Source organism: Lonsdalea populi, assembly GCF_015999465.1.
GTDB classification, from domain to species: Bacteria; Pseudomonadota; Gammaproteobacteria; order Enterobacterales; family Enterobacteriaceae; genus Lonsdalea; species Lonsdalea populi.
In genome coordinates this window covers 2,628,506-2,652,392 of the sequence record NZ_CP065534.1, presented here as the reverse complement: position 1 = coordinate 2,652,392, position 23,887 = coordinate 2,628,506, and the positions used below count along the sequence as shown (strand labels likewise).

The 23,887-nt window shown below is 55.3% G+C and carries 24 protein-coding genes and 1 tRNA gene; 8 read left to right on the top strand and 17 right to left on the bottom strand.

Annotation, left to right across the window (positions count from 1 at the left end; genetic code table 11):
* The first annotated feature begins 56 nt into the window (after window positions 1–56).
* Window positions 57–2,114: a DNA helicase IV gene (gene helD, locus I6N93_RS11635; RefSeq protein ID WP_085688073.1), complete on the top strand. Its 2,058-nt coding sequence runs from the start codon at window positions 57–59 to the stop codon at window positions 2,112–2,114.
* A 105-nt stretch (window positions 2,115–2,219) separates the two neighbouring features.
* Here the strand turns inward: helD and I6N93_RS11630 are convergent, their stop codons facing one another.
* Window positions 2,220–2,684 carry a methylglyoxal synthase gene (locus I6N93_RS11630; protein WP_085688071.1) on the bottom strand — a complete coding sequence of 155 codons (465 nt, stop codon included), beginning with the start codon at window positions 2,682–2,684 and terminating at the stop codon, window positions 2,220–2,222.
* A 122-nt stretch (window positions 2,685–2,806) separates the two neighbouring features.
* Window positions 2,807–3,481 (bottom strand): DUF2057 family protein, encoded by a 675-nt coding sequence (locus I6N93_RS11625; RefSeq protein ID WP_085688069.1) that lies wholly within the window; start codon window positions 3,479–3,481, stop codon window positions 2,807–2,809.
* 224 nt (window positions 3,482–3,705) lie between these two features.
* Between I6N93_RS11625 and I6N93_RS11620 the strand changes: the two genes are divergently transcribed.
* Window positions 3,706–4,119 (top strand): CoA-binding protein, encoded by a 414-nt coding sequence (locus tag I6N93_RS11620; protein ID WP_085688134.1) that lies wholly within the window; start codon window positions 3,706–3,708, stop codon window positions 4,117–4,119.
* A 57-nt stretch (window positions 4,120–4,176) separates the two neighbouring features.
* On the opposite strand, the gene hspQ is transcribed toward I6N93_RS11620, so the two are convergent.
* Window positions 4,177–4,488, bottom strand: coding sequence for a heat shock protein HspQ (gene hspQ / locus I6N93_RS11615; RefSeq protein ID WP_085688067.1), 312 nt, complete (start codon window positions 4,486–4,488; stop codon window positions 4,177–4,179).
* 158 nt (window positions 4,489–4,646) lie between these two features.
* On the opposite strand from hspQ, the gene yccX reads away from it, so the two are divergent.
* Entirely contained in the window at window positions 4,647–4,925 is a 279-nt protein-coding gene (gene yccX, locus I6N93_RS11610; protein ID WP_085688065.1) for an acylphosphatase, read from the top strand.
* A gap of 2 nt (window positions 4,926–4,927) precedes the next feature.
* Here the strand turns inward: yccX and tusE are convergent, their stop codons facing one another.
* Window positions 4,928–5,257 (bottom strand): sulfurtransferase TusE, encoded by a 330-nt coding sequence (gene tusE / locus I6N93_RS11605; RefSeq protein ID WP_085688063.1) that lies wholly within the window; start codon window positions 5,255–5,257, stop codon window positions 4,928–4,930.
* A gap of 120 nt (window positions 5,258–5,377) precedes the next feature.
* Window positions 5,378–6,037: an FtsH protease modulator YccA gene (gene yccA, locus I6N93_RS11600; protein ID WP_085688061.1), complete on the bottom strand. Its 660-nt coding sequence runs from the start codon at window positions 6,035–6,037 to the stop codon at window positions 5,378–5,380.
* A gap of 234 nt (window positions 6,038–6,271) precedes the next feature.
* Between yccA and I6N93_RS11595 the strand changes: the two genes are divergently transcribed.
* Window positions 6,272–6,359, top strand: a tRNA-Ser gene (locus I6N93_RS11595).
* Window positions 6,360–6,710: 351 nt separating this feature from the next.
* On the opposite strand, the gene I6N93_RS11590 is transcribed toward I6N93_RS11595, so the two are convergent.
* Window positions 6,711–7,436, bottom strand: a complete 726-nt coding sequence (locus I6N93_RS11590) for an XRE family transcriptional regulator (protein WP_085688059.1) — start codon at window positions 7,434–7,436, stop codon at window positions 6,711–6,713.
* A gap of 341 nt (window positions 7,437–7,777) precedes the next feature.
* Here I6N93_RS11590 and I6N93_RS11585 point away from each other — a divergent pair, with 341 nt between their 5' ends.
* A complete protein-coding gene (locus I6N93_RS11585) occupies window positions 7,778–9,172 on the top strand; it encodes a glycoside hydrolase family 32 protein (RefSeq protein ID WP_085688057.1) in 1,395 nt (464 codons plus the stop codon).
* A 141-nt stretch (window positions 9,173–9,313) separates the two neighbouring features.
* Here I6N93_RS11585 and I6N93_RS11580 read toward each other — a convergent pair whose 3' ends face one another.
* Entirely contained in the window at window positions 9,314–9,676 is a 363-nt protein-coding gene (locus I6N93_RS11580) for a DUF4186 domain-containing protein (RefSeq protein ID WP_085688055.1), read from the bottom strand.
* A 219-nt stretch (window positions 9,677–9,895) separates the two neighbouring features.
* On the opposite strand from I6N93_RS11580, the gene I6N93_RS11575 reads away from it, so the two are divergent.
* Complete coding sequence (locus tag I6N93_RS11575) at window positions 9,896–10,324, top strand: universal stress protein (RefSeq protein WP_085688053.1); 429 nt, start codon at window positions 9,896–9,898, stop codon at window positions 10,322–10,324.
* Between the two features lie 39 nt (window positions 10,325–10,363).
* On the opposite strand, the gene I6N93_RS11570 is transcribed toward I6N93_RS11575, so the two are convergent.
* The 8 genes from I6N93_RS11570 to ppiB all read right to left on the bottom strand — a co-directional run bounded on the left by I6N93_RS11570 (window position 10,364) and on the right by ppiB (window position 19,719).
* Entirely contained in the window at window positions 10,364–10,630 is a 267-nt protein-coding gene (locus I6N93_RS11570; protein ID WP_085688051.1) for a DksA/TraR family C4-type zinc finger protein, read from the bottom strand.
* A gap of 523 nt (window positions 10,631–11,153) precedes the next feature.
* Entirely contained in the window at window positions 11,154–12,692 is a 1,539-nt protein-coding gene (gene ppx, locus I6N93_RS11565; protein WP_085688047.1) for an exopolyphosphatase, read from the bottom strand.
* Between the two features lie 9 nt (window positions 12,693–12,701).
* Window positions 12,702–14,765 (bottom strand): polyphosphate kinase 1, encoded by a 2,064-nt coding sequence (ppk1, locus tag I6N93_RS11560; RefSeq protein WP_085688045.1) that lies wholly within the window; start codon window positions 14,763–14,765, stop codon window positions 12,702–12,704.
* Window positions 14,766–14,987: 222 nt separating this feature from the next.
* Window positions 14,988–16,271, bottom strand: coding sequence for an HAAAP family serine/threonine permease (locus tag I6N93_RS11555; RefSeq protein ID WP_085688043.1), 1,284 nt, complete (start codon window positions 16,269–16,271; stop codon window positions 14,988–14,990).
* A gap of 466 nt (window positions 16,272–16,737) precedes the next feature.
* Entirely contained in the window at window positions 16,738–17,802 is a 1,065-nt protein-coding gene (purK, locus tag I6N93_RS11550) for a 5-(carboxyamino)imidazole ribonucleotide synthase (protein ID WP_085688041.1), read from the bottom strand.
* Window positions 17,799–18,308, bottom strand: coding sequence for a 5-(carboxyamino)imidazole ribonucleotide mutase (gene purE, locus I6N93_RS11545; RefSeq protein WP_085688039.1), 510 nt, complete (start codon window positions 18,306–18,308; stop codon window positions 17,799–17,801). The genes purK and purE overlap by 4 nt, the downstream gene beginning before the upstream one ends.
* Window positions 18,309–18,491: 183 nt before the next feature.
* Window positions 18,492–19,214, bottom strand: a complete 723-nt coding sequence (gene lpxH / locus I6N93_RS11540; protein WP_085688038.1) for a UDP-2,3-diacylglucosamine diphosphatase — start codon at window positions 19,212–19,214, stop codon at window positions 18,492–18,494.
* 10 nt (window positions 19,215–19,224) lie between these two features.
* Window positions 19,225–19,719 carry a peptidylprolyl isomerase B gene (gene ppiB / locus I6N93_RS11535; RefSeq protein WP_085688036.1) on the bottom strand — a complete coding sequence of 165 codons (495 nt, stop codon included), beginning with the start codon at window positions 19,717–19,719 and terminating at the stop codon, window positions 19,225–19,227.
* Window positions 19,720–20,061: 342 nt separating this feature from the next.
* Here ppiB and I6N93_RS11530 point away from each other — a divergent pair, with 342 nt between their 5' ends.
* Both I6N93_RS11530 and cysS read left to right on the top strand, forming a co-directional pair.
* Window positions 20,062–20,484: a DoxX family protein gene (locus I6N93_RS11530; RefSeq protein ID WP_085688034.1), complete on the top strand. Its 423-nt coding sequence runs from the start codon at window positions 20,062–20,064 to the stop codon at window positions 20,482–20,484.
* A 320-nt stretch (window positions 20,485–20,804) separates the two neighbouring features.
* The gene (gene cysS, locus I6N93_RS11525; protein ID WP_085688032.1) at window positions 20,805–22,190 is read left to right on the top strand and encodes a cysteine--tRNA ligase; all 1,386 of its coding nucleotides are present in this window, start codon (window positions 20,805–20,807) and stop codon (window positions 22,188–22,190) included.
* A 310-nt stretch (window positions 22,191–22,500) separates the two neighbouring features.
* Here cysS and ybcJ read toward each other — a convergent pair whose 3' ends face one another.
* Window positions 22,501–22,713: a ribosome-associated protein YbcJ gene (gene ybcJ, locus I6N93_RS11520; protein WP_085688030.1), complete on the bottom strand. Its 213-nt coding sequence runs from the start codon at window positions 22,711–22,713 to the stop codon at window positions 22,501–22,503.
* Window positions 22,714–22,722: 9 nt separating this feature from the next.
* Window positions 22,723–23,592: a bifunctional methylenetetrahydrofolate dehydrogenase/methenyltetrahydrofolate cyclohydrolase FolD gene (folD, locus tag I6N93_RS11515; protein WP_085688028.1), complete on the bottom strand. Its 870-nt coding sequence runs from the start codon at window positions 23,590–23,592 to the stop codon at window positions 22,723–22,725.
* Window positions 23,593–23,887: the final 295 nt, after the last annotated feature.

Below are 23,887 nucleotides of genomic sequence, written 5' to 3'. Positions count from 1 at the left end.
GAGCGGTTAAACTAGCGGTTAAACGACAAGATCTCACAAGGTATGGCGCGGAGATTATGGAACTTAAATCAACCTCTATGGGCAAGCATCTGGCGCAGCACCCTTATAACCGGGTGAGATTGCTTAATGCCGGCGTCAAAGTCAGCGGCGACAAACACGAGTATCTTATTCCGTTCAATCAATTAATGGCGATCCGCTGCAAGAAAGGGCTGATTTGGGGTGAACTCGAATTCGAACTGCCGGATAAAAAAGTCGTGCGTCTTCACGGTACTGAATGGCAGGAGACTCAGCAGTTCTTTCACTATGTCGTGAAAGCCTGGCAGGGGTGGAGTGAGGAAATGAGCCAAGTCAGCTCCGACGTGCTGATGCGCCAAATCGACGCCATTCACCGTTTGGAAACGCGCGACCGCTGGTTCGGGCGTAAAGAGCTGGCGCAGTTGCAGCAGGATATTCGCGGCGCGTTTTCCGCCTTACCGCTGCCGCTGGAGAGACTCAACGAATTCGACAACTGCCGGGAGCACTATTTACGCTGCATGCAGTGGCTGGAGGCGGGAGAGCCGCAGCGCGAAAAGGCGAACCAGCACTGGACGGCACAGACGCTCGACGCACAGCAGCACTTTTTCGCCAACGTGGAAAGCTCGCCGCTGAATCCTTCCCAATGTCGGGCCGTGATCAATGGTGAGGACGCCGTGCTGGTGCTTGCCGGCGCGGGCAGCGGCAAAACCTCGGTGCTGGTGGCGCGGGCCGCATGGCTGCTCTACCGCGGCGACGCGACGCCGGACCAGATTTTGCTGCTGGCCTTCGGGCGACAGGCGGCCGAGGAGATGAACGAGCGTATTCAGACGCGCCTCAATACCGGCGAGATCAAGGCCAAAACCTTCCATGCGCTGGCGCTGCATATTATTCAAAGCTGCAGCCGCAGCGTTCCGACTATCAGTAAACTGGAAACCGACGCCGAGCATCGCCGTCACTTCCTGATCAAAGAGTGGCAACAACAGTGCAACGATAAGAAAGCGCAGGCCAAGGGGTGGCGGCAGTGGTTGACCGACGAATTAGCATGGGATGTGCCTGAAGGCGACTTCTGGCGGGATAAATCGTTGTCCTCCCGGCTGTCGGGCCGTCTTGAGCGCTGGCTGGGACTGATGCGTTCGCACGGCGGGTCGCAGAGCGAAATGGTGGAGCTGGCGGATGATGACCGGCGCACGGTATTTCAACAGCGCATCAGGCTGATGGCCCCGCTGTTGAAAGCCTGGAAGAAAGCGTTGAAAGAGGAAGCGGCGGTCGACTTCCCAGGCTTAATCCATCAGGCCGTCAATCTGCTGGATAAAGGGCGCTTCATCAGTCCGTGGAAGCACATTCTGGTCGATGAATTTCAGGATATCTCCCCCCAGCGAGCGATGCTATTGTCCGCGCTGCGGCGGCAAAATCGCGAAACCAGTCTGTTTGCGGTGGGAGATGACTGGCAGGCCATTTATCGTTTCAGCGGCGCGGAACTGATGCTGACGACTGCGTTTGAGCACCATTTTGGCGTTGGGGCGCAGTGCGTGCTGGACACCACCTACCGTTTCAACCGGCGCATCGGCGAGGTAGCCAGTCAATTCGTTCAGCAGAATCCAAGCCAGCTGAAAAAGGCGCTCAACGGTCTGCGAGACGGGAACAAAAAGTCGGTGGTGCTGCTGCCTGACGAGCAATTGGAAGGACTACTGGATAAAATGAGCGGTTATGTGAAGCCCGAGGCGCGCATTTTGGTGCTCGCGCGTTATCACCACCTGCGCCCCGAGGCTTTGCTAAAAGCCTCGACCCGCTGGCCCAAACTGAATATCGATTTTATGACCATCCATGCCAGCAAAGGGCAGCAGGCCGATTTTGTGATTATCGTTGGGCTGCAGGATGGCAAAGACGGCTTCCCCGCGCCGGGACGAGAGTCGATGCTGGAAGAGGTACTGTTGCCGAAGCCGGAAGATTTTCCCGACGCTGAGGAGCGCCGTCTGCTTTACGTGGCGCTGACCAGAGCAAAACATCAGGTCTGGTTGCTGTTCCGTAAAGATGAACCGTCGGTTTTCGTCGAACAGCTGCATCGGCTGGGCGTGCCCAAGCAGCGCAAGGCGAGTTAAATCAATCGGGAAACACCCGCCGCGATCGAAGCCTATTGCGGCGGCAGGTGAGTCGGTGACGGGGATCTAAGGATGAACGCGGGCCAACAGCGGCCCGCATGACGATTATCTCAGGCGGGCCTGCAGGTAGCGCTGATAGTCGGGAATGGCGATGTCGACGGGCTGAGTGAACATATCGGAGTTCACCAGGAAATCCGCCGTGGAGCGGTTGGTGGCGACCGGAATATTCCAGACGGTGGCCAGACGCAGCAGCGCCTTCACGTCCGGGTCGTGCGGTACGGCATTCAGCGGATCCCAGAAGAATATCATCATGTCGATCTTACTCTCCGCGATCAGCGCGCCGACCTGCTGATCGCCTCCCATCGGTCCGCTCATCATGCTTTTAACCGGCAGGCCGGTGTGGAGCTCAATCAGGTTACCGGTCGTTCCCGTCGCATAGAGGTGGTGTCCGGCGAGCTTAGGTTTATTGGCGGCGATCCATTCCAGCAGCGACTCTTTGCAGTGATCGTGCGCGACCAGCGCAATATGCTTGTGCGCTTCGATTTGACGGGTAGTGAGCTTAAGCTCCATCATGGCTTCCTTAGCACTGTGCGTTTGTCAGGTGACAAAACCAGATTTTTAATTGAAACAGAAAAGGGTGAATGCCTGGGCGGACCGTTGCGATCGTTTTCAACGTCTGTGCACGAGGGCGATTATTGGCCGTCTTTACTTGCGGCCCACTGAAGAAAACGCTGTCGGGTTTTCTGGTCGGCCTTTTGAAACCAGTACTGCATCAGGATAAACGGGTCGGTTTTATCTGCAGCAGGCGTCAGCGGCTCGGCATTGACATCGTTTACAGGCGGCATCACCGGCTGCGATGGCGGTAGGGCGGTGAGCGACGGGACCGAGGCCGGGCGGGCTGCGCTATTGTAGTCGACCATTTTTTTCTCGATATCTCCGCCCAGATCGGCATCGGTCAGCGTTATCCGATCGGTCGCCGCGGTAATGGGCTGATTGTTGTCGCCCACCAACTGATAGTGCGCTTTTTGCTTAAACTGTTTGCGTAACTTTGGCGTGGATAGATCCGGCAGGCGGATCGTGATCGCGCTTTGATTATGAGTATTGAATGTGGCGATCAGCCCGTTGCTGTGGAAAACGCCCTTCACGCTTTTATGCACATCGATTGTTTTGCTCACCCGGAACAGAAGTTGGTGGTCGCCGCCGTTTAATTCCAAACTTCCCGCGCCTTTTAACAGCGGGGCGGGAACCTTTCTGCCATCGACGACAATCAGCTCGACATCGGGGCTGAGTTTCAACGTCGTGGCCATCGCAGGCGTTGCGCACATGACCAGTGACAGGCTGATAAAGGCAAACTTGAATTTCATCATTTCCCCAGAATATACAGCAACGGCAATATTGTTTAATAAGGCGCAGCCTGTGTCAAAGTTTCAGCCGCGAAACCTCGGGCAGTTTGCGTTTCGTTTAAAAAGACGGCGAAGAATAGCGTTTTGTTGACCCGGCGGAAAATGATATTTCACGGGACGCCCGGCCAACATGCGACATGAGATACACTGAAACCATCGTCTTTGTATCAATGAGGGGTAGCATGATGTTGAACGACGTTGAGATTCAATCGGTGCTCGGCTCCGTCAAGACTATCGCACTGGTCGGCGCCAGCGAAAAAAGTACGCGGCCCAGCTATGGCGTCATGGCTTATCTGCTGGGGCAAGGGTATGACGTGATCCCGGTGAGCCCTAAACTCGCCGGAAAGACGCTATTGGGACAAACAGCCTATGCCTCGCTCCAGGATATTCCCCGGACAGTGGATATGGTGGATGTCTTCCGCCAGCCCGAAGCGGCGTTCGGCGTGGCGCAAGACGCCATCGCAATTGGCGCGAAGGTGCTGTGGCTGCAGTTAGGCGTCATTAACGAAGAGGCTGCGGTGCTGGCTAGCGATGCCGGGTTAAAGGTCATTATGGATCGCTGTCCGAAAATTGAAATCCCACGGTTGGGACTGGATAAATAGCCTGCCGGGCCTTATGACTTTGCGGCTAAGTGATAAGGCTGGCAGTGTGCGATGAGGTTAATGCAGTAGTTTAGGGGCTCGACTTTTGATGCGGGCCGCCAGCTCATCCAACGGTGAGTCCGATTCCGTATCGATATGCTCATCCTGCTGCAACTGTTCTTCCGCCAGATAGGTATGGACCGGCTGGCCTGCTTCATCTTGCATGACCACGTGGTACCACGGCGCAGTACGCTGCGTCTCGGCAGCGGCAAGCTCTTCCCAGGCGGGTTTTTCCAGCGAATACTCAGGGTCGATGTCGACCACGACTCCGGGAAATCCCAGCAGCTTATGACGAATCTGCTGCCCGATGCCAAATTTACAGATAATCATATAACCTCCCGTGAGACAAACTTGACTTACTATAAATGGGTATGTCAGCGGCGATTTCAAGCGTGGCGGACAGGCGTTTTTTATCTGTTTTCGACATGGTCAAACCCTGAAGGGCCAAGGTATACGACGTGGCTTCAACACGAAATCGAGGAGGGGGGATGTCACAGGTGGCGGTGAAAGTCTACGTTTACGGCGTAGTTCAGGGAGTAGGGTTCCGTTTTCATACGCAGGCGCAGGCTCAAATGTTAGGGCTGACCGGCTACGTCAGAAACTGTGATGACGGTAGCGTCGAGCTGGTGGCCTGTGGCGAATCAGAAGCGGTGGAAAAAATACTCAAATGGGTGAGGAAAGGCGGACCGAAATATTCTCGCGTCGATCGGATATTGATTGAGCCGCACGGCAATACCGATTACCGCGCGTTTGATATTCGCCATTGAATTCAGATGCACTTCACCGGTTTCGGCAATCCTGCGATTTTGGTGGCCTGCTTGGCGGGCCCTTTGGGGAATAAGCGATAGAGATAGCGGCTATTCCCTTTTTCATCGCCGTATTTCTGAGCCATCGCTTTGACCAGCATGCGGATCGCGGGCGACGTGTTGAACTCCAGATAAAACGTCCGCACAAAACGCAGCACTTCCCAATGCGCCTCCGTGAGTGCGATCGCCTCCTGCTCTGCCAGCAACGGCGCCATCTCTTCCTGCCAGTCCTGGCTGTTTTTCAAATATCCCTGCGCGTCTGTCTCGATGACGCGGCCTTCAAACGTAAACATAACACCTCGGAATGACGTTAAAACGCGCCCAGTTTACCAAATTTCTGGCTCAGGGAAGGAGGCACCAAAACAAAAACCCCACCGGAGTGGGGCTCTGACGAGATGGGGAAGTACGTAGCGCTAGTTGCTGCGACTCATACCCAGCAAGCTCAACAGGCTGACGAATACGTTGTAGATGGAAACGTACAGGCTGACGGTGGCGCGAACGTAGTTGGTTTCGCCACCGTGAATGATGTTACTGGTTTCCCACAAAATGGCGCCGGCGGAGAACAGAATAAACATAACGCTAATCGCCATCTGCAACGCGGGAATGTGCAGGAACAAGTTGGCGATGGTGGCGACCAGCAGCACGACAAAACCGGTGATCATCATTCCGGACAGGAAAGACATATCTTTACGCGTGGTCAGTACGTATGCGGAACAGCAGAAGAACACCAGCGCGGTGCCGCCCAAGGCCAGCATGATGATGTCGCCCGCGCCGGACGCGATGAGCGTGCTCAGCATCGGACCAAGGGTATATCCCATAAAGCCGGTCAGCGCGAAAACAGCCAGTATCCCCGCTGGGCTGTTCGCCAGTTTGTAGGTTAAGAACATCAGGCCATAGAATCCCGCCACCATCAGCAATAGGCCGGGGGCGGGTAGTTTGAAGACGGTGCTGAGCGTTGCGGTGACGGCGGAAAATCCCAATGTCAGTGACAGAAGAAAATAGGTATTGCGCAGGACTTTATGGGTGCTCAGCAGCGATTGTTCACGTGATGTTGAGGTAACAATGCGATCCATAGTGGCGACTCTCTCTTTAAGGGGTCTTTATTTCATGCCTAGATTAGGTAGTCACGCTGTGTGATTAAAGGTGTTTTACCCTTCTTTACTTGTTTTCACCGGCGCAGACAGAAGAAGGCGTGAGCTAAATGATGATTTTGCACCCATTTAATCTCTATCAGCCTATTTTTAAGGCAATCGAACCGGTTGTCGCTTTACAATATCGGGCGCTCTGTTTATAGTTCGCCTCGTTGCGGAGGAGTGGCCGAGTGGTTGAAGGCACCGGTCTTGAAAACCGGCGACGGGAAACCGTTCTAGAGTTCGAATCTCTACTCCTCCGCCATACATTTCAAGGGGTTGCTTAATAGCAGCCCCTTTTTCCTTTGCGTTATCCTACGCGCGAACATCCCCCTAGCATTGTTTTTCTTTTATATCATGTCATTGCGCTGTGCTGTTTAGCATGAGCCTGCACATCCTCGCTGTACTACCGTTAAAATTTTTGCCGTCATCAGTACGCCCGTTTTTTCTCGAGCAACGTGACGCTGGAACACGCTTCATTCCCGGTGTTTTATTGGCAGGATTCTTTCGGATTAAGGACGTCAGGGCGAAATGTCTAGGGTTTTAGGTTATGCCTATGCGGCGAGCGATTAAAGCAACTATTTTGTCAGACGGTCTGCAACTTCTACTGTGTGGCTTAACCGAAACGTTTGAAGTTAACTGACTGACTGAGCAGCACTTTCGCAATGATATGGAGTTCTTCCTGCTCCCCATCTTCGATGTGCCAGGACTGATATTTAGGGTTGTCGGAAAGAACCAGCAGCCGATGTTTCAGCATTTGCAGCCGTTTGACATACAGCATATTGCCGAAGACAAACACATAGATCCCATCTCCATCGAAAGTATTGACGGATACATCGACAAAGATCATATCCCCCGGTTCGATGGTAGACGCCATGCTGTCACCTTTAACCGTCACCATTTTAATGGCGCTGGCGGGTTTGCCGCCAAACAGCATCCGTGCCTGCTCATGGGTGTATTCAATGGCTTTGACGGTTTCAACAAACTCGGATGATGACACGATGCCATTCCCCGCGCTGACCTGAACGGCGAGCATATCCACGCGATAACGTTGGCACTCCGGGCGCTTCACGGGCAGCGGTGCCGCCGGAGACATATTGGGACTAATCACGGTGTCTTTGTCGTCTTCCCGGGGCATGAAAAACCAGTGTTCCGGATAGCCGCTGACCTGGGACAGCTTTTGCAGGTGAGAGCCGCGCGGCGTCGTTCTACCTGACACCCAGCCTTGTACAGCCTGAGGTGAAATCGTCAGTTTGCGGGCCAGAATAGACTGATTCCAGTCCTTCTCTGTGAGTAATTGCGCGATGCGCGATGCCGTAGTGAGGCGGTTTTTTCCGTTCATATCTTTAATGCTACAAGTTTATATTTAAATTAGCATTTAAATTAATACTTGTAATTCTGGCGGAGAATTGTAACTTTAAGTTGTCATCAACCAACATGGAGCCAATATGACAACTTTTATCAACGTACTAACAATCAACGCTGCCAATTCGTTACAGCGTGATTGGCCGCGTATGCCCAAGATGACAGGGGGCGGATTTGCTGCTTTTCGCGCCTTACTGTCAGGAAACTGCGGCGTCCGACGCAGCGAGTTAAACAAATCGGACACGCTGGGATCATTAGAAAAAGTCTTCGCCCGTGTATGCCGAAGGTGGGTTATGAGTCAACGAGAGGGGTTTCACTATGTCCGAAGTCATTGAGCAACGTGTTTTCAGCAACGGTTTTCATCTATCCAGTAAAGAACCGGGCTTCATGAATGACATTCAGACATTCATTTACGACAGCGATAACGCCCTGTGGCATGGATATTACCTTTGGAATGGAGACTATGTGTGGGGAGGAAATGGCACAGAATGGCGTCATTTCACGACGTCTGACTGGGTCAAATTCGAAGATCACGGGGTAGCCATCCCGAAATATAAAACGCCGCAGGGTGATATCGCTACGGGGTCGGTGGTCATCGATCAGGGTAACCTTGTGGGTTATGGCGAGGGTGCCTGGCTAGCCTATGTCACCAGCTATATCGATGGATTGCAGACCACGAATCTGTGGTACTCCGACGATAAGGGCTATACTTTTTCACCCTGCGAGTCTAATCCCGTACAACCTAACAATCTCCGGTTGGATAATTACCGCGACCCTTTCGCGTTTATCCAGAATGGTTGGGTATATATCTATCTCGCCGAAGGCGACAAGATCGGCATTTACCGTTCCCGCACGGGTAAAGCACCGTTTACCTATGTCGACAGTGTCATCATCAAAGACATGGGGTTGATCGAGTGTCCTACGTTGCTGGATATTCGCTGCGGCGATCTGGGATATAACAAGTCCGTGCTGGTGTTCGGTGCTAACGGCGGAACATTAGGGACGACGGGGACGTTTATACACGTCGGGACGTTGGACTACGACACGATGGTGTTCGGTAATATTGAAACGCCTGCGCCGGTGGTGATCGACAATGGGCCAGATTTCTACGGCGCGCGCGCTGGGTATGATGAGACCATAAGTCATGACCGGTTGTATTGCCTGGGATGGGCTTCGAACTGGGGCTACTGGCAGGATAAAGAGGCCCAGCCCATCATCGACAAATCCAGCAACATCGGCATTGCGTCTCTCATGCGTAAACTCAAACTACGCTATGTGAACGATGAATACTACATTGAAAATAAACCCGTATTTTCATTCTCGGATGAGATTGTTTCAGAAATCACTGAAACTCTCGATAGTGGAGATACCGCGCTGCCATTGGTCATTGATGGCCGGGGCTACATCGGCTTTGACTTTCAGAGCAGTACCGCCAGCGAGATCAAAATTGAGGTCGGCGGTACTGACTGGAATTTTGTCGTGACCTATACCCCTGCGATACGCGAATGCAACATCCTTCGTCGGTCGAGGAAAGCAGTGGGAATTGTCGAATTTGAAAAACCGCATACCTTTACGCTGAGCAAAGATATCATGTGGATGAACATGTTTATTGATTACGGCGTCATTGAGCTGTTTTTCAGTTCGGGTGAGTCCTGCACGTTTGTGACCTTCTCTTCGGCAGGAGATGCACAGGTCAACATCGTCAGTATGTGATTGCCCATACGGTCCGCTTCCCCTTTCGTGAAGCGGACCTCTAGAGGGTGTTTGACGCTGTTGCTCCTACAGAGACGGCAGCGCTTAGCGATCGGCGAGCGCGATTAATCGCTACCCGCCATTCATTTCCCTGGTCCTTATTTAAGCTACCGCCGCTAAATCCAGCTCAATCCACTGCAAAATCACCTCGACGATATAGCGTTGCTCCTCCGGCGTTAGCGGCCGTTGTTTGGTGATGCCGTGCCATTTTGACAGACATCCCCGACAGCAGGTCGCCGTAGCATGCTGGGCGATGAAGACCGGATGTCCGCGCATCGGCGTCTGTTTGCCGTCATTGTGCGGCGTCGCCGGCGCCAGCCGTTGCGCGATAAAGTCGGCGGCATGTGAAGCGACCACGGCTTTACCTTTGCTGTAGCAATAATCACGTTCCTTGGGGCCGAGATGAAACCGCTGGCGAAAAGTGGAGCGCGAAAGGCGGAGAAATAAGTCTTGATGGGAAGACATAGCGCGGTGCTCGTAAACGTAAGTGCTCGAAAACGCAGGAAGCTTAACGGGTTTTGATCGACAAGCAAACTATAACAGTATAACTGCATGTATATTAGATATATTTTCGTCGTATCATTAATCCCCTCTCATCTCACAAAAGTGTTATGCCGCCATTTATCTGAGCGAAAAACAGAGCTACGCTGAAAGTGTCAAAGTACACAGTCAAAGGGGGCTGTTATGTATAAGACCATTTTGGTGCCTGTCGATATCGATGAAGAAGAGCTGACCAAGAATGCCCTGTCTCAGGCCACTGTCCTGGCTAAATTATCCGGTGCGAAACTGCATCTGTTTCATGTTCTGCCGGATGTCTCCGCTTATATCTCCGCTTACGCGTTCGGGCTGAAGGAGTTTGAAAACGAGGCGGTGGTCAAGGCCGATGATAAGTTGCATGAACTACTGAGCCAGATTGATCTGCCAACTGAGCAGCTTGACCACAGTATTACCTTTGGTACGCCGCGTGATGAAGTACTGGAGCTGGCCGAGGAGATCCATGCCGACCTGATCGTGGTCGGTTCTCGCCGCCCGAGCGTCAAAACCTACCTGTTGGGGTCCAACTCTTCGGCGATTGTGCGTCACGCCAGAACATCGGTGCTGGTGGTTCGGTGACGATATGGGGCCGCTGCGCGGTCTGGCGACGTCCGCCCCTCAACGAAGCTGGCTGTCCTTACTGCCGCGGCGGTTGTATCCCGCATTGATGCTGTGCTGTTTGTCTATTATCGCCTGACAGGCAATGCAGTAGCGAACGCCCGGCAGTGCTTTACGTCGGGCTTCGGGTATGGGCTCCCCGCACTCCTCGCAGTAGTCAGCGCTTTCGCCGCGATGTAGCCGGCTACGCGCCTGAGCGATAGCATCATCGACGGTGGCGTCGATTTGTTCCTGAACGGAACCGTCATTTGACCAACCACTTGCCATTATTAGCCCCCTGCTTGCTGAATGACACGGTGAGCGTTTGCAGCATGTCTGACACAAATGCACGACGTCCGCCTCGGTGTGAGTCGGTAATTACGAAATAGCTCTGAAATCAGCAGAATGCGTAGGCTAGCGACTATTCTCGTTGAGCAGGTGCGGTAACTGAAGAGGTGTCCAGGGAATGCTCAACGCGTATTTGCTGCTGAATTTCCTGGTGATAAAGAAAGGCGCCGACGGCGGAATAAACAAAGCGACCTAACAGAATGATGAGACTAACCATGAGTACGGTACGGGCTATACGCGTACTACTTCGTCGTTGACGTAACATGATTTTTCGCCTGTGGGTAACCGTAGACATTACCGGATGAAATCCTGATGAAAGCGGACATTCGCTGTTGTTTATTTAGGCACAAGCTGGCGGTGGGGTCAATGCGCCTGGGGCAAAAAATTACCCCAGGCGAAAATGTTAAAAATCTCACAAGATGAAGCAGGAGTAGGGCGCTAGGCTAGCTGTTACAGTCTAACTTTACATCGATGACTCTTTTTCCTCTTCAATCAACAACGTCCAGTCGCTGATGCCCTGCCAGTATTCCTGCTCTTTTTCCAGATCGAGCTGTACCAGCGTATTTTGACTGAAATAGCCAAACGGGAAAATCAGGGTCCAGGTGCGATCGTCCGTCGCCAGACGCAGCGTCTGCGGCGACGTCGTGGCCTGACGCTGGTTGTTCAGCAGCGTAGCCAGCCGCAGCAGCAGTATCATCGGCATGTACTGTTTCTTTTTGAACTGATTCAGGCGCGGCAGCTCGTCCGTTTTTATCGTCTTGCGGTGCCAGCGCACCAATAGCGACAGCACTATCTGCTGTTCCTGATTGAAACCCGGCAGATTAGTGTTTTGCAGGATGTAAGCGGAGTGGCGGTGCATAGCGCTGTGATTGATGCCGAGTCCCACTTCGTACAGCATGGCCGCCCATTTCAGAATGGCCTCCAACTGCGGATTCACCAGCGAGCGATTCTGTTCTTCCCACTGGCTGTAGAGCAGTTCCGCCGTTTCACGGACGCGATGGGCCTGTGCGCGGTCGATGTTGTAGTGGCTGGCCAGACTTTTCGCGGTACGGATACGGATATCCTGATGACGGAAGCGGCCCTCCATTTCATACAGTACGCCTTCGCGCAATGCGCCGTCCGATAACCCCAGCGTATCAATCGCCAGCGTGTCGAAGACGCCGCATAGAATGGCAAGCCCGGGAACCAGTACGTGCTGCCGTTCATCCGTCAGGCCCGGCAGACTGAGCGCTTTCACGTTCTTATGCTTGAGAATTTCATCGCGCAGCATCTCAAGACGTTCCAGCGTAATCCGACCGTCTTTCTCGCCCATCGCCAGCAGGATTTCGTTGGCCGCTTTGATAGTGCCGGAAGCGCCTAACGCATAGTCCCATCCGTAGATACGGAATTGCCAGGCTAGATTTTCCAACTGCTGTGCCGCGGCAAGACGGGCGCGCTTAAAGTTATTGGCACTGATTTCGCCATCGGGGAAAAACAGTTGGGCGAAGCTGACGCATCCCATGCGGCGGCTTTCCACCAGCTTCGGTTCGAAATTTTCGCCTATCACCAGCTCCGTCGACCCGCCGCCGATATCGATCACCAGCTTGCGGCCTTTTTCCGGCTGCGTATGCTCCACGCCCATAAAGATCAGACGCGCTTCTTCATGCCCGGAAATAATCGAAATTGGATAGGGGATGATTTTGGCGGCGCGGTGCAAAAATTCCTGCGCGTTATGCGCTTCTCGCAGCGCGTGGGTGCCGACGATAGAGACATTGGCGGCCGGAAATCCCTGCAGGCGCTCGGCGAACAGCGCGAGACAGTTTAAACCACGCTCGATGGACTCCTCGCTCAGTCGATTCTGGCTGTCGAGTCCGTCTACCATATGCACCCGTTGTTTCAGGCGGCTCAGTACCTGAAGCGCGCCATTGACCACGCGCGCGACCACCATATGAAAACTGTTGGAACCCAGATCGATGGCGGCGAATTCCTGGGGATTTTCAGCGATATTGTCGGTTAGCGGCATGGCTCTGGCCTACTCTTCGGGTTGCTCAAGGACCTTAAGATATTCATAGATCGCATTTTGGGCGCGGACTTTGCGCCGGTTGCCGCGGGTGACGTAGTGATTGTTCAACTCCTTGTCCAGCACGCGGGCTTTGACCGTATCGCTGAACAGAATCTCCAGGATATCGAGGATCCGCGCTTTCAGCGTCTGGTCCAGCACTTCTACTGCGACTTCGATACGGTAATCGATATTGCGAGTCATCCAGTCGGCGGAGGAGAGAAACACCTGCTGTTCGCCGCCATTGTGGAAGACATACAGCCGATCGTGCTCCAGATAGCGGTCCACGATGCTAGTGACGCGGATATTATCACTAATCCCTGGGATATTAGGTATTAGCGAGCACATCCCTCGGACCAACAGATTCATTTTCACCCCGGCGCCGGAGGCGGCATACAGCCGGTCAACCAAACCTTTGTCTACCAGATTGTTCACCTTCAGGGTGATTTTCGCTTCCAGTCCGTTCTGCGCGTTGGCAATCTCGCGGTCAATCAGCGCATAAAGACGGCTGCGAGAGTTCTGCGGAGAGACGAGCAGGTGATCGAAGCTCACCGGCCGGTACGGGTTTTCGATAAAGTTGAAGACACGGCGCACCTCGTTGGTGATCCGTTCGTCGGCGGTCAGCAGCGAGTAGTCGGTATACAGCCGCGCGGTTTTTTCGTTGAAGTTACCGGTGCCAATATGCGCGTAGCGCACCACGTTGTCGCCTTCACGACGCGAGATCAAAAACAGCTTGGCGTGAATTTTCAACCCGGGAATGGAGAAAATGACGTGTACGCCGGCTTCCGTCAGTCTTTTCGCCCAGTGGATGTTGGCCGCCTCATCAAAACGCGCCTGCAATTCGACGACCACCGTGACCTTTTTACCGTTGTGCGCGGCATGGATCATAGAATTGATGATGCGAGAATCCTTGGCGACACGGTAGATGTTGATTTTTATCGCCAGCACGCTGGGGTCGAAGGACGCCTGCCGTAAAATCTCCAGCACATGTTCGAAGGTATGATAGGGGTAGTACAGTAGCACATCGCGCTCGCGGATAGCGTCAAAGCCGTTGCGGAAGTGATTGAAACCCAGGTGACGCAGGCGTGGCAGCGGTTTATTGACCAGATTGGCGCGGCCTACGTTCGGGAAGCCGATGAAGTCTTTGAAGTTGTGATAGCGGCCGCCGGGAATGACCGAGTCATAGGAGGTGATATCGAGTTTCTTGAGCAGGCACTCCACCATCGCATCCGGCATACCGCGCTGATAGACGAAGCGGACAGGCTTGGCCGTCAGCCGCTGTTTAAGACTGGACGACATCAGCTCCAGCAGGCTGGACTCCATTTCCGTCACCAGATCGTACTCGGCGTCACGCGTCATTTTCATGGAGTAAGCGTTCAGCACGTCGTAATCGAAGAATCCCCGGAAGATATCATCCAGACAGTAGCGCAGGATATTGTCGATCAGAATCATAGTCTTGCGGCGATGCGGCGCTTCCGGCGGCAGATCGACGAAGCGAGCGACCTTGTCGGACGGGATTTCCAGCAGCGCGTAGTCCGTCTTCTCGCCGCGAATGATCTCGATGGCCAAATAGGTGTAATCGTCTTTCAAGAACTGAATCAGATTGGTTTCAGGCAGCAGCAGAATCGGGGTGATATGCGGGCGCAAGTAGTGTTTAAAGTAATCGCGCAGCCACGCCTGCTGATTGGGCGACACCTGCCGTTCGTTGACCAGAAAAATCTGGTTACGCGCCATCTCCAGCAGCAGCTCGTTATACAGATTGTCGAACAGCTGATCGGTTTTCAGCACGCGCATCTGAATTTTGCTCAGCAGATGACGCAGTCCGCTGGCGGAGCCTTGCTCTTCGTTAATAAGAATACGACGTTTGAGGTCGGCGAATCGGACTTTATAGAACTCGTCCAGATTGCTGGAGTAGATGCCCAGAAAACGCATACGTTCAATCAGCGGATTATTCTTGTCGGCGGCTTCTTGAAGTACGCGTTCATTGAAAGATAACCAACTCAACTCTTTGTCTATGTAGAGTTTGTCCTGACTCATTCTCACTCCGTTAAATGATTTTACTGAAGTGTTTCTACTATCCGTTACCATTATGGCGCGCGAGTGAAGGGCATGGCGAGTATTCCGATGGACTTTTTCTATCCTGATCAACGGGGCGGCGATGTTTTGCGTGCGCTGGGCTGTTCAGAAACGCCGCCGGCGTGACAGGGCGAGGATAGGCTAACGGGACAGCATGCGGCGCAACACGCCGCACGCCGGGGCTTACTGGCACAGGCTGTAGATAATCGCGGTCATCGCAATCAGGCCGGTCAGCGTCACGAAGAGATTGCTGAGCTGACCGCTGTAACGCCGCATGGTGGGGACGCGATGAATCGCATACATCGGCATCAGGAACAGCAGGCAGGCGATAATCGGGCCGCCCAGCGTTTCAATCATCCCCAGAATGCTGGGATTCAGCGTCGCCACCAGCCAGGTGGTCAGCAGCATAAAGAGGGTGGTGATTCGGTTTAACGTGTGCGGAGCCCACGTTTTGCCGCTCCGACGCAGCGTTTTCACCATCAGCCCGTTGAACCCTTCGCCCGCGCCAAGGTAATGACCCAGGAACGACTTGGAGATAGCGACGGTCGCGATCAGCGGCGCCGCATAACCGATCAGCGTGCTATCAAAGTGGTTCGCCAGATAAGACAGGATCGAAATATTTTGCGTTTTCGCCGCCATAAGTTCTTCCGGCGACAGCGCCAGCACACAGCTGAACACGAAGAACAGGACCGTCAGCACCATCATCACATGGCTGTAGGACAGAATTCGCGTGCACTTCTTCTCCGCCGCATCGCCATACTCCTTACGCTTGGCGACGGCGAAAGAAGAGATAATCGGCGAGTGGTTGAAGGAGAACACCATCACCGGGATAGCCAACCACAGCGTCGCCGGCAGGCTGCTACCGTTCACGGCGCCGGACAGCGACAACGTCTGGAATACCGACAAATTCCAGTGCGGCACGAGATAGCAGGCCAGCAGCAACAGCACGGTCAGGAACGGATATACCAGCACGCTCATCGCTTTCACGATGGTGGCTTCCCCGAATCGCACAACGAACATCAGGCACAAAATCAGCGTCAGTGCGAGCAGCGCGCGCGGCGGCGAAGGCAGGTGCAGCTGATGAGTGATGAAGCTATCGACGGTATTGGTGATCGCCACACTGTAGACCAGCAGAATGGGATAAATAGCGAAAAAGTACAGCAGGGTAATGAGATGTCCGGCCCGCGCGCCGAAATGTTCCTCCACGACCTCGGTGATGTCTTCCGCCTCTCCTTTGCCAGAGAGGACGAAACGGCACAGCGCGCGATGCGAATAGTGCGTCATCGGAAACGCGATAACCGCCATGATGATGAGCGGCAGTAAACCGCCGATACCGGCATTGATAGGCAGAAACAGCACCCCGGCGCCGATGGCCGTGCCATACAGTCCCAGCATCCAGACGGTATCGCTTTTGCGCCAGGTGGAGGCGGTGTCAAAGGCCGCGCTGCTTTCCTGAATTGAGCTCATACAACTCTCTCCTGAGCGAGTCATGCACATAAAACAGACGTCCGGCTACCACGAAGGGCCGGATGCAAGATGCAGGGGGGGCCGTCAGGACCGTGGCCGCCGGGCGACGCTGACATGGCTGCCGCAGTCAGCGGGCAATGCGGCGGATAGGGCGACGCGTGAAGGCGAGAGGCCGGGAGAATCGTTGTTAAACAGAGGAAAAATCTTCATTGCGGGAAATACATCCTTAAATACCAGTTTCCGTGAGCGCCACGGTAAGAACACGCGGTCATGGCCTTCGGGCAAAACAAGATGACCAAAAGGGCGGCGCTATTATCTCGCTAAATAAATCCCGGATGCAAACCCGTCGCCTGCAGCGAACGCCTGAAGAGGCGACGGATAAACGTGAGGTTGAAATGTTGCGTCGAAACGTTGTGCAAAAGCAGAATCGTCGCGCGGACCTCCGGGGATATCCGCGCGACCGGAATCAGGCTGACAAAATCTGCTGTGCCCACGCCAGCCCGGACTGATACTCCGGCGGCAGCATCGGCGCTAGCGCCCGGAGCGTTTTGCTCAGCAAAATAGCGTCCGGATCGCTGAGATTCAGATGCCCGACCTTGCGGCCCGGACGCACCTCTTTCTCATACCAGTGCAGATGCACCAGCGGCAGCGTCAGCCAGTCGGCATTCACGTCGGTGCCGATGAGGTTGACCATCACCGACGGCGTACTCACGACGGGAACGGGCAGCGGCAGGTTGAGTATCGCCCTTAAATGCAGCTCGAACTGACTAATAGATGCGCCGTTCTGAGTCCAGTGGCCGCTGTTGTGCACGCGCGGCGCGAGCTCGTTGATCAGCAGTTGGTCGCCGACGATAAAGCACTCCATCGCCATCACGCCGACATAGCCCAGGTGATTCAAAATGGCGGACAGCATTTTTTCAGCCTGCTGTTGCAAGGGCGCGTGCGGGTGCGCCACGCTGGTGCGCAGAATACCGTCCTGATGCAGATTGTGAGTCAGCGGATAAAACACGCAGTCGCCCTGTGCGTTACGCGCGCCGACCAGCGAGACTTCGCCAGAGAAAGGGATCCCCTGCTCGACGATGCATTCGCCGTAGCAATCCGCAGGCAGCGTAGCTTCTTCGCCGGGGCGCAGCCGCCACTGGCCGCGGCCATCGTAGCCGCCGACGCGGCGCTTGACGATGGCCAGCTTGCCCAACCGGCTAAAAATGACGGGCCAGGTGTCGTCGCTGCTCAACAATTGCCACGGCGCCGTCGCCAGCTGCAGCTCGTCCAACAGCTGTTTCTGCGTATAGCGATCGGCCAGACGCGGAAAAATATCGCGGTTGATGAACGCAGGCTGCGTCGCCAACTGGCGGGTGAGGGCGGTTTCCGGCCAGCGTTCGATCTCTGCGGTAATGACGCTGTGCTGGTAGGGGATAGACTCAGGTTCGGCGTCCAGTCCGACGGGATAGACTGCGATGCCCAGCGGTTCGCCAGCCTGACGCAACATGCGTCCCAACTGGCCGTTACCCAATACGCAGACCGGCTTCATGCATCCTCCCGCGGATCGGAATGCTGGAGCACTTCGTCGGTTTGGCGCTCACGCCAATCCGCCAGACGCATAGACAGTTCCCGGTCATGCAGCGCCAGAATCTGTGCGGCCAGCAGGGCGGCATTGGCCGCGCCGGCTTTGCCTATCGCCAGTGTCCCCACCGGAATGCCGCGCGGCATTTGCACGATGGAGTACAGGCTGTCCACACCGTTCAGCGCAGCGCTCTGAACAGGAACGCCCAGCACCGGCACCTGCGTTTTGGCGGCCAGCATGCCAGGCAGGTGCGCAGCGCCGCCGGCTCCGGCGATGATGACGTCGAAGCCGTTATCCGCCGCCGCTTCGGCAAAACGGAACAGTTTATCCGGCGTGCGGTGCGCGGACACGATTTCAACGTGGAAAGGGAGATTCAGCGTGGTGAGGATTTCTGCTGCGAACTGCATGGTGGCCCAGTCACTCTTTGAACCCATCACGATGGCGATTTTTGCCGGGGCAGCGTTGGATGACATGCCTGTAGTGCTCCTGTGAGTGTGCCTGACGCCGGTCAGTGCACAGGGTGATAAGACGCATCGCCGCCGAGTCGGCGCTCCGGCGACGAGGGCGTAGAGCATACCATGACCCCAGGGGGAGGAAAACGGTTGCGTCGCGATGAACGTCGGGGCTTAGCGTGAAAAACGAGTGGAAAACAGAATTTAGAACGGAAATGCGCGCAGCGAAATACCGTCGGGCGTGACTTTGATGACCGAGCCATCCTCATGCCAGGCGCCGAGAACGGCCCGCTGGGCGGTCTCGCCGTCGACGGTCAGCGTATGGAGCGCCGGTCGATGCGTATGACCGTGGATCATGGCCTTGACCTGAAAGTGACGCAGTCGGTCTATGACCTGCTGAGGATTGACGTCCATGATCTCGAGCGACTTGATCTGGTTAGCCTGCTGGCTGGCCGAGCGCATACGCGCGGCGATGCGTAGCCGGAGTTTCAGGGGAAGCCACAGAAACAGACGTTGAATCAGCGGGTTGTGAACGCGGCGGCGAAAACGCTGGTAGGCGGCGTCGTCGGTGCAGAGCGTGTCGCCGTGCAGCACCAGATACGCGCGGCCATACAGCGCAATTCGGTTTTCTTCCGGCAGCAGCGTCATACCGCTCTGACGAGCGAAGCGCTTGCCGATCAGGAAATCCCGGTTGCCGTGGACGAAGTAGCAGGGCACGCCCCGTTGATGCAGCTCGTACAGCGCGGCGGCGACGGTGTGGTGCAGCGGCTGCGGATCGTCATCGCCAATCCAGGCGTCGAACAGGTCGCCCAGGATGTACAGCGCGTCGGCCTGAGCCGCTTCTTCGCGTAAAAAACGCAGAAAACCGGCGGTGATAGCCGGTTCCTGTTCGCTCAGATGCAGATCGCCAATAAACAGCGTCGCCATGCAGAGAAAATTACTCGCTGACCGTGACGCTGGTCACCACGACGTCTTCCTTCGGCACATCCTGATGCATCCCGCTGCGGCCGGTGGCCACCGCTTTGATTTTGTCAACCACGTCCAAACCTTCCACGACTTCGGCGAAGACGCAGTAACCCCAGCCGTCGGCGCGTTCGGAGCGGAAGTTCAGGAAGTCGTTGTCCACCACGTTGATGAAGAACTGGGCGGTGGCGGAGTGCGGATCGTTGGTCCGAGCCATCGCCAGCGTGCCGCGGGTATTTTTCAGGCCGTTGTTGGCTTCGTTTTTGATCGGCGCTTCGGTGATTTTCTGTTCCATACCCGGAGCAAAGCCGCCGCCCTGAATCATAAAGCCATTAATCACGCGGTGAAAAAGGGTGTTGTCATAGAAGCCGTTACGGCAGTATTTCAGAAAGTTTTCAACGGTAGCCGGCGCTTTGTCCGCGAAGGTGTTGATGACGATATCGCCATGGTTGGTATGAAACGTAATCATGATAATGAATCCTACTTAGCCATAGTACAGAGAATTAAAGAAGAGGTTTACAGAGGCGGTGAGCCACCAAGAGCGCTCTTATAACATAAGTGAATGCCTGAGTCAGCAAAGGCCGCCTCGCGCGGACGCATAGCGGGGCGGCGGGGGCCATCAGCCAGCGGCGTTACACGCGCTTTTGCCGCTGCCTGGCGGAACGATCCGGAACCGGAAAACGGGGCCATTCATTCTTCGTCGCAGCAGGGGAAGAAACGATTTTTCAAACGTGACGCGGCGATCGGTAAAATGCCCCGGATTGAGTGATAATGATTCTTCTTAATCAGGCAACAACAAGTGAGGCGCATGATGCTCAACGGGTTCAATTCACTCTTCGACAGGCCGGATTTCGGCAAGCTAGTGCTGCGCGTGTCGTTCGGCGCCATGATGCTGCTCCACGGCATTCATAAACTGATTGGCGGTATTGGCGGCATCCAGTCGATGGTGGCGGCGCACGGGTTGCCCGGTATCGTCGGCTACGGTGTCTACGTCGGGGAGGTCATCGCGCCGGTATTGATGATACTGGGGATACTGACCCGTCCGTCGGCGCTGATTTTCACGCTCACGATGTTGGCCGCTTATCTGCTGACGGACATGAACGCGGCTCTTACGCTGGACAAGACCGGCGCATGGGGAATTGAGAGTATGGCGGTCTACTTTTTTGCCGGTTTCGCCATTTTGCTGCTGGGAAGCGGGCGCTACGCGCTGGCGTCGAATCCCCGTTGGCGGTAACGCGAGGTTGCTCGTGAGTGGGGGGGATCATTGAGAAAAGCGGTGCGTTACCTTGCAATACCTTGTTTAACCCTTGGTTTCTAAAAGGGCATTTTCCCGTTGCCGTCGCCCCATCGACCGGTTGGCTATTGTTTTTTCAAACAAAAATCTTTTTCGCGGGATGAAATAACTTCCGCCGCTTAAGGGTACCTATCTTGCAATAGGTCAGGGTTCGGGGTTCAATACGCAGCCTGGGTCGGAAACCTCGACTACCCTTACTTTTTATACGCGTACCGCAAAACAGTGATGCTCATATCCTGCGAACACCATGGAATGTCCCAATGCTAAAGATTTTTAATACCCTGAGTCGTCAAAAAGAGGAATTCAAACCCATTCACGCTGACAAAGTCGGGATGTATGTGTGCGGGATAACCGTTTACGACCTGTGTCACATCGGTCACGGGCGGACTTTCGTGGCGTTCGACGTCGTATCACGTTACCTGCGTTATCTCGGCTACGAGGTGAAGTACGTCCGCAACATCACGGACATTGATGACAAAATCATTCAGCGTGCGGCTAAAAACGGTGAAACCATCGAACAACTGACCGACCGCATGATTGCCGAAATGCATGACGATTTCAGCGCGCTGAATATCCTGCCGCCGGACGTGGAGCCGCGCGCTACCCGGCATATCGGTGAAATCATCGAGCTGGTGGTGCAGCTGATCGACCGTGGTCACGCCTATGTGGCGAAGAACGGCGATGTGATGTTCGCGGTCGACACCGATGCGGACTACGGCGTTCTTTCTCATCAGGATTTGGAACAGCTGAAGGCCGGCGCGCGGGTTGAAATCGCCGACGTTAAACGCAACCCGATGGACTTCGTGTTGTGGAAGATGTCGAAAGCCGGCGAGCCGAGCTGGCCGTCGCCGTGGGGCAAAGGTCGACCTGGCTGGCATATCGAATGCTCCGCTATGAACTGCAAGCAACTGGGTGAACACTTCGACATCCACGGCGGCGGCTCGGACTTAATGTTCCCGCACCATGAAAACGAAATTGCACAGTCCACCTGTGCCCACGGCGGCGAATATGTCAACTACTGGATGCACTCCGGCATGGTGATGGTCGACCGGGAAAAAATGTCCAAATCCCTGAACAACTTCTTCACCGTGCGCGATGTGTTGGCGCACTACGATGCTGAAACCATTCGCTACTTTTTGATGTCCGGCCACTACCGCAGCCAGTTGAACTATAGCGAAGAGAACCTCAAGCAGGCCCGCGCCTCGCTGGAACGTCTGTACACCGCGCTGCGCGGCATGGATACGACGGTGGCCTCCAGCGGCGGCGACGCCTTCGAGGCCCGCTTCCGCGAGGCGATGGATGACGACTTCAATACCCCGGAAGCCTACTCCGTGCTGTTTGATATGGCGCGGGAAGTGAACCGGATGAAGACGGAAGATCCTGCGGCGGCGCACGGTCTGGCCGCCGCGCTGCGCCAGTTGGCGAAAGTACTGGGCCTGCTGGAGCAGGAGCCGGAGCTGTTCCTGCAGAGCGGCGCTCAGGCGGACGATAACGAAGCGGCGGAAATCGAAGCGTTGATCAAGCAGCGTAACGATGCTCGCCAGAGTAAAGATTGGGGGCTGGCGGATGCCGCGCGCGACCGTCTCAATGAAATGGGGATTGTGCTGGAAGACGGTCCGCAAGGGACGATCTGGCGACGTAAGTAAACCGTCTCCACTCTCGCGGCGACCCTGATGTTTCGCCGTGTTTCACGCCCGCCAACGGGCCGGAAGCTGATGCGCTCCCGGCCCGTTTTCATTTTTCCGCCGCATGGCGCGAATGCTTGCCGTCTTCTGCCTACATCCGAGTTTCGACTATCCCGAACGCAGGCGAGGTCAGGCGCGTTTTGAGCGGCGTGATGGCAGCGGAAAACGTGAAAGGGCGAAGGGGGAGATAGTGGGAAAATGAAAGCGCATCTCCGCGAGGGCAGAGATGCGGATGAACGACGCGATGCCGCGTTGATCTCAGCCGGGCGAATTAAGTCTGAACGGTGACCGCCTGGTCTGCGAAACGCACCACTTGACCGGCGACGATTTTGCAGCGCTTACGCGTTTCAATATGGTCGTCGACGCTCACGTTGCCGTTGGCGATGAGCTGTTTGGCGGAGGCTCCGCTGTCGCTCCAGCCGAGGAGTTTCAGCAGGTCGCACAGTTCAACGTGCGGATGTTGGTTCAGGTGAAAAATTTTCATAATGTCTGTTTATGCCTTTGCGGGGGCGTCGTGATATTCCTCGCAGGCCTGCAAGGTATTCTGAATCAAGGTGGCAACGGTCATCGGGCCGACGCCGCCTGGGACCGGCGTAATGTAGGATGCGCGTTCGCTCGCACCGGCAAAATCGATATCGCCGACCACTTTGCCATCGTCCAGTCGATTAATGCCAACATCGATCACCACTGCGCCGGGTTTGATCCAGTCGCCCGGGATAAAGCCCGGTTTACCGACGGCGACGATCAATAAATCGGCGTTCTCAATGTGCTGACGCAAATTCTTGGTGAAACGGTGCGTCACGGTCGTGGTGCAACCGGCCAGCAGCAGCTCCAGACTCATCGGACGCCCAACAATATTCGACGCGCCGACGACGACGGCATTCAGGCCGAACATGTCGATGTTGTACTGCTCCAGCAGCGTGATAATCCCACGCGGCGTACAGGCGCGCAGCAGCGGCGCGCGCTGGCAGAGGCGGCCAACGTTGTAAGGGTGGAAGCCGTCCACGTCTTTGTCGGGTGCGATGCGTTCAATGACGCTGGTGTTGTCGATGCCCTGCGGCAGCGGCAGCTGCACCAGAATACCGTCGATGGTTTCATCGGCGTTCAGCCGGTCAATCAGACCCAACAGCTCGCTTTCGGTGGTGGTGGAGGTCAGATCATAAGAGCGGGAGATAAACCCCACTTCCTCGCAAACCTTGCGTTTGCTGCCGACATAAATCTGAGACGCAGGATCGTCCCCAACCAGGATAACCGCCAGACCCGGCGCTCGCTTACCTGCGGCCAGACGCTCTTGGACACGTGCAGCAACGTCGCTCTTTACCTGCTGCGCAATCGTTTTACCATCAATAAGTTTCGCAACCATCTACAGAAAATCCATCTTTTCACAAACGGGGGATGGCGCGTATTTTGTCAGAAGCGGCGCGTGCTGTCAGGCGTTGTATCGACATTAATTGCTGACGCTCAATCGTTTCCGTCCGTCATCGCCCTGAGAGGAGCCTCGACATACGTCGGATAAAGGGGAAGGACGCTGGCCTGTGAGATGCCACTCCGCCGTCTCGTGACAGATCCTGACGACCGGCGGTGGGGACACGTTCCATCGCCGCACGTGCTAACGTGGAAAGAGGCCGTCAAGAACGCCGCACGGAGGACGCTCGCTT

Coding starts and splice junctions, on each gene's coding strand:
- I6N93_RS11580 (WP_085688055.1), bottom strand. CDS start 9,676: ATGTCTTCCCATCAAGACTTATTTCTCCGCCTTTCGCGCTCCACTTTT.
- purE (WP_085688039.1), bottom strand. CDS start 18,308: ATGTCATCCAACGCTGCCCCGGCAAAAATCGCCATCGTGATGGGTTCA.
- I6N93_RS11585 (WP_085688057.1), top strand. CDS start 7,778: ATGTCCGAAGTCATTGAGCAACGTGTTTTCAGCAACGGTTTTCATCTA.
- cysS (WP_085688032.1), top strand. CDS start 20,805: ATGCTAAAGATTTTTAATACCCTGAGTCGTCAAAAAGAGGAATTCAAA.
- lpxH (WP_085688038.1), bottom strand. CDS start 19,214: ATGGCGACGCTGTTTATTGGCGATCTGCATCTGAGCGAACAGGAACCG.
- yccX (WP_085688065.1), top strand. CDS start 4,647: ATGTCACAGGTGGCGGTGAAAGTCTACGTTTACGGCGTAGTTCAGGGA.
- I6N93_RS11570 (WP_085688051.1), bottom strand. CDS start 10,630: ATGGCAAGTGGTTGGTCAAATGACGGTTCCGTTCAGGAACAAATCGAC.
- tusE (WP_085688063.1), bottom strand. CDS start 5,257: ATGTTTACGTTTGAAGGCCGCGTCATCGAGACAGACGCGCAGGGATAT.
- ppx (WP_085688047.1), bottom strand. CDS start 12,692: ATGCCGCTAACCGACAATATCGCTGAAAATCCCCAGGAATTCGCCGCC.
- ybcJ (WP_085688030.1), bottom strand. CDS start 22,713: ATGAAAATTTTTCACCTGAACCAACATCCGCACGTTGAACTGTGCGAC.
- I6N93_RS11555 (WP_085688043.1), bottom strand. CDS start 16,271: ATGAGCTCAATTCAGGAAAGCAGCGCGGCCTTTGACACCGCCTCCACC.
- I6N93_RS11590 (WP_085688059.1), bottom strand. CDS start 7,436: ATGAACGGAAAAAACCGCCTCACTACGGCATCGCGCATCGCGCAATTA.
- ppiB (WP_085688036.1), bottom strand. CDS start 19,719: ATGATTACGTTTCATACCAACCATGGCGATATCGTCATCAACACCTTC.
- hspQ (WP_085688067.1), bottom strand. CDS start 4,488: ATGATTATCTGTAAATTTGGCATCGGGCAGCAGATTCGTCATAAGCTG.
- helD (WP_085688073.1), top strand. CDS start 57: ATGGAACTTAAATCAACCTCTATGGGCAAGCATCTGGCGCAGCACCCT.
- I6N93_RS11630 (WP_085688071.1), bottom strand. CDS start 2,684: ATGGAGCTTAAGCTCACTACCCGTCAAATCGAAGCGCACAAGCATATT.
- purK (WP_085688041.1), bottom strand. CDS start 17,802: ATGAAGCCGGTCTGCGTATTGGGTAACGGCCAGTTGGGACGCATGTTG.
- folD (WP_085688028.1), bottom strand. CDS start 23,592: ATGGTTGCGAAACTTATTGATGGTAAAACGATTGCGCAGCAGGTAAAG.
- I6N93_RS11530 (WP_085688034.1), top strand. CDS start 20,062: ATGCTCAACGGGTTCAATTCACTCTTCGACAGGCCGGATTTCGGCAAG.
- ppk1 (WP_085688045.1), bottom strand. CDS start 14,765: ATGAGTCAGGACAAACTCTACATAGACAAAGAGTTGAGTTGGTTATCT.
- I6N93_RS11625 (WP_085688069.1), bottom strand. CDS start 3,481: ATGATGAAATTCAAGTTTGCCTTTATCAGCCTGTCACTGGTCATGTGC.
- yccA (WP_085688061.1), bottom strand. CDS start 6,037: ATGGATCGCATTGTTACCTCAACATCACGTGAACAATCGCTGCTGAGC.
- I6N93_RS11575 (WP_085688053.1), top strand. CDS start 9,896: ATGTATAAGACCATTTTGGTGCCTGTCGATATCGATGAAGAAGAGCTG.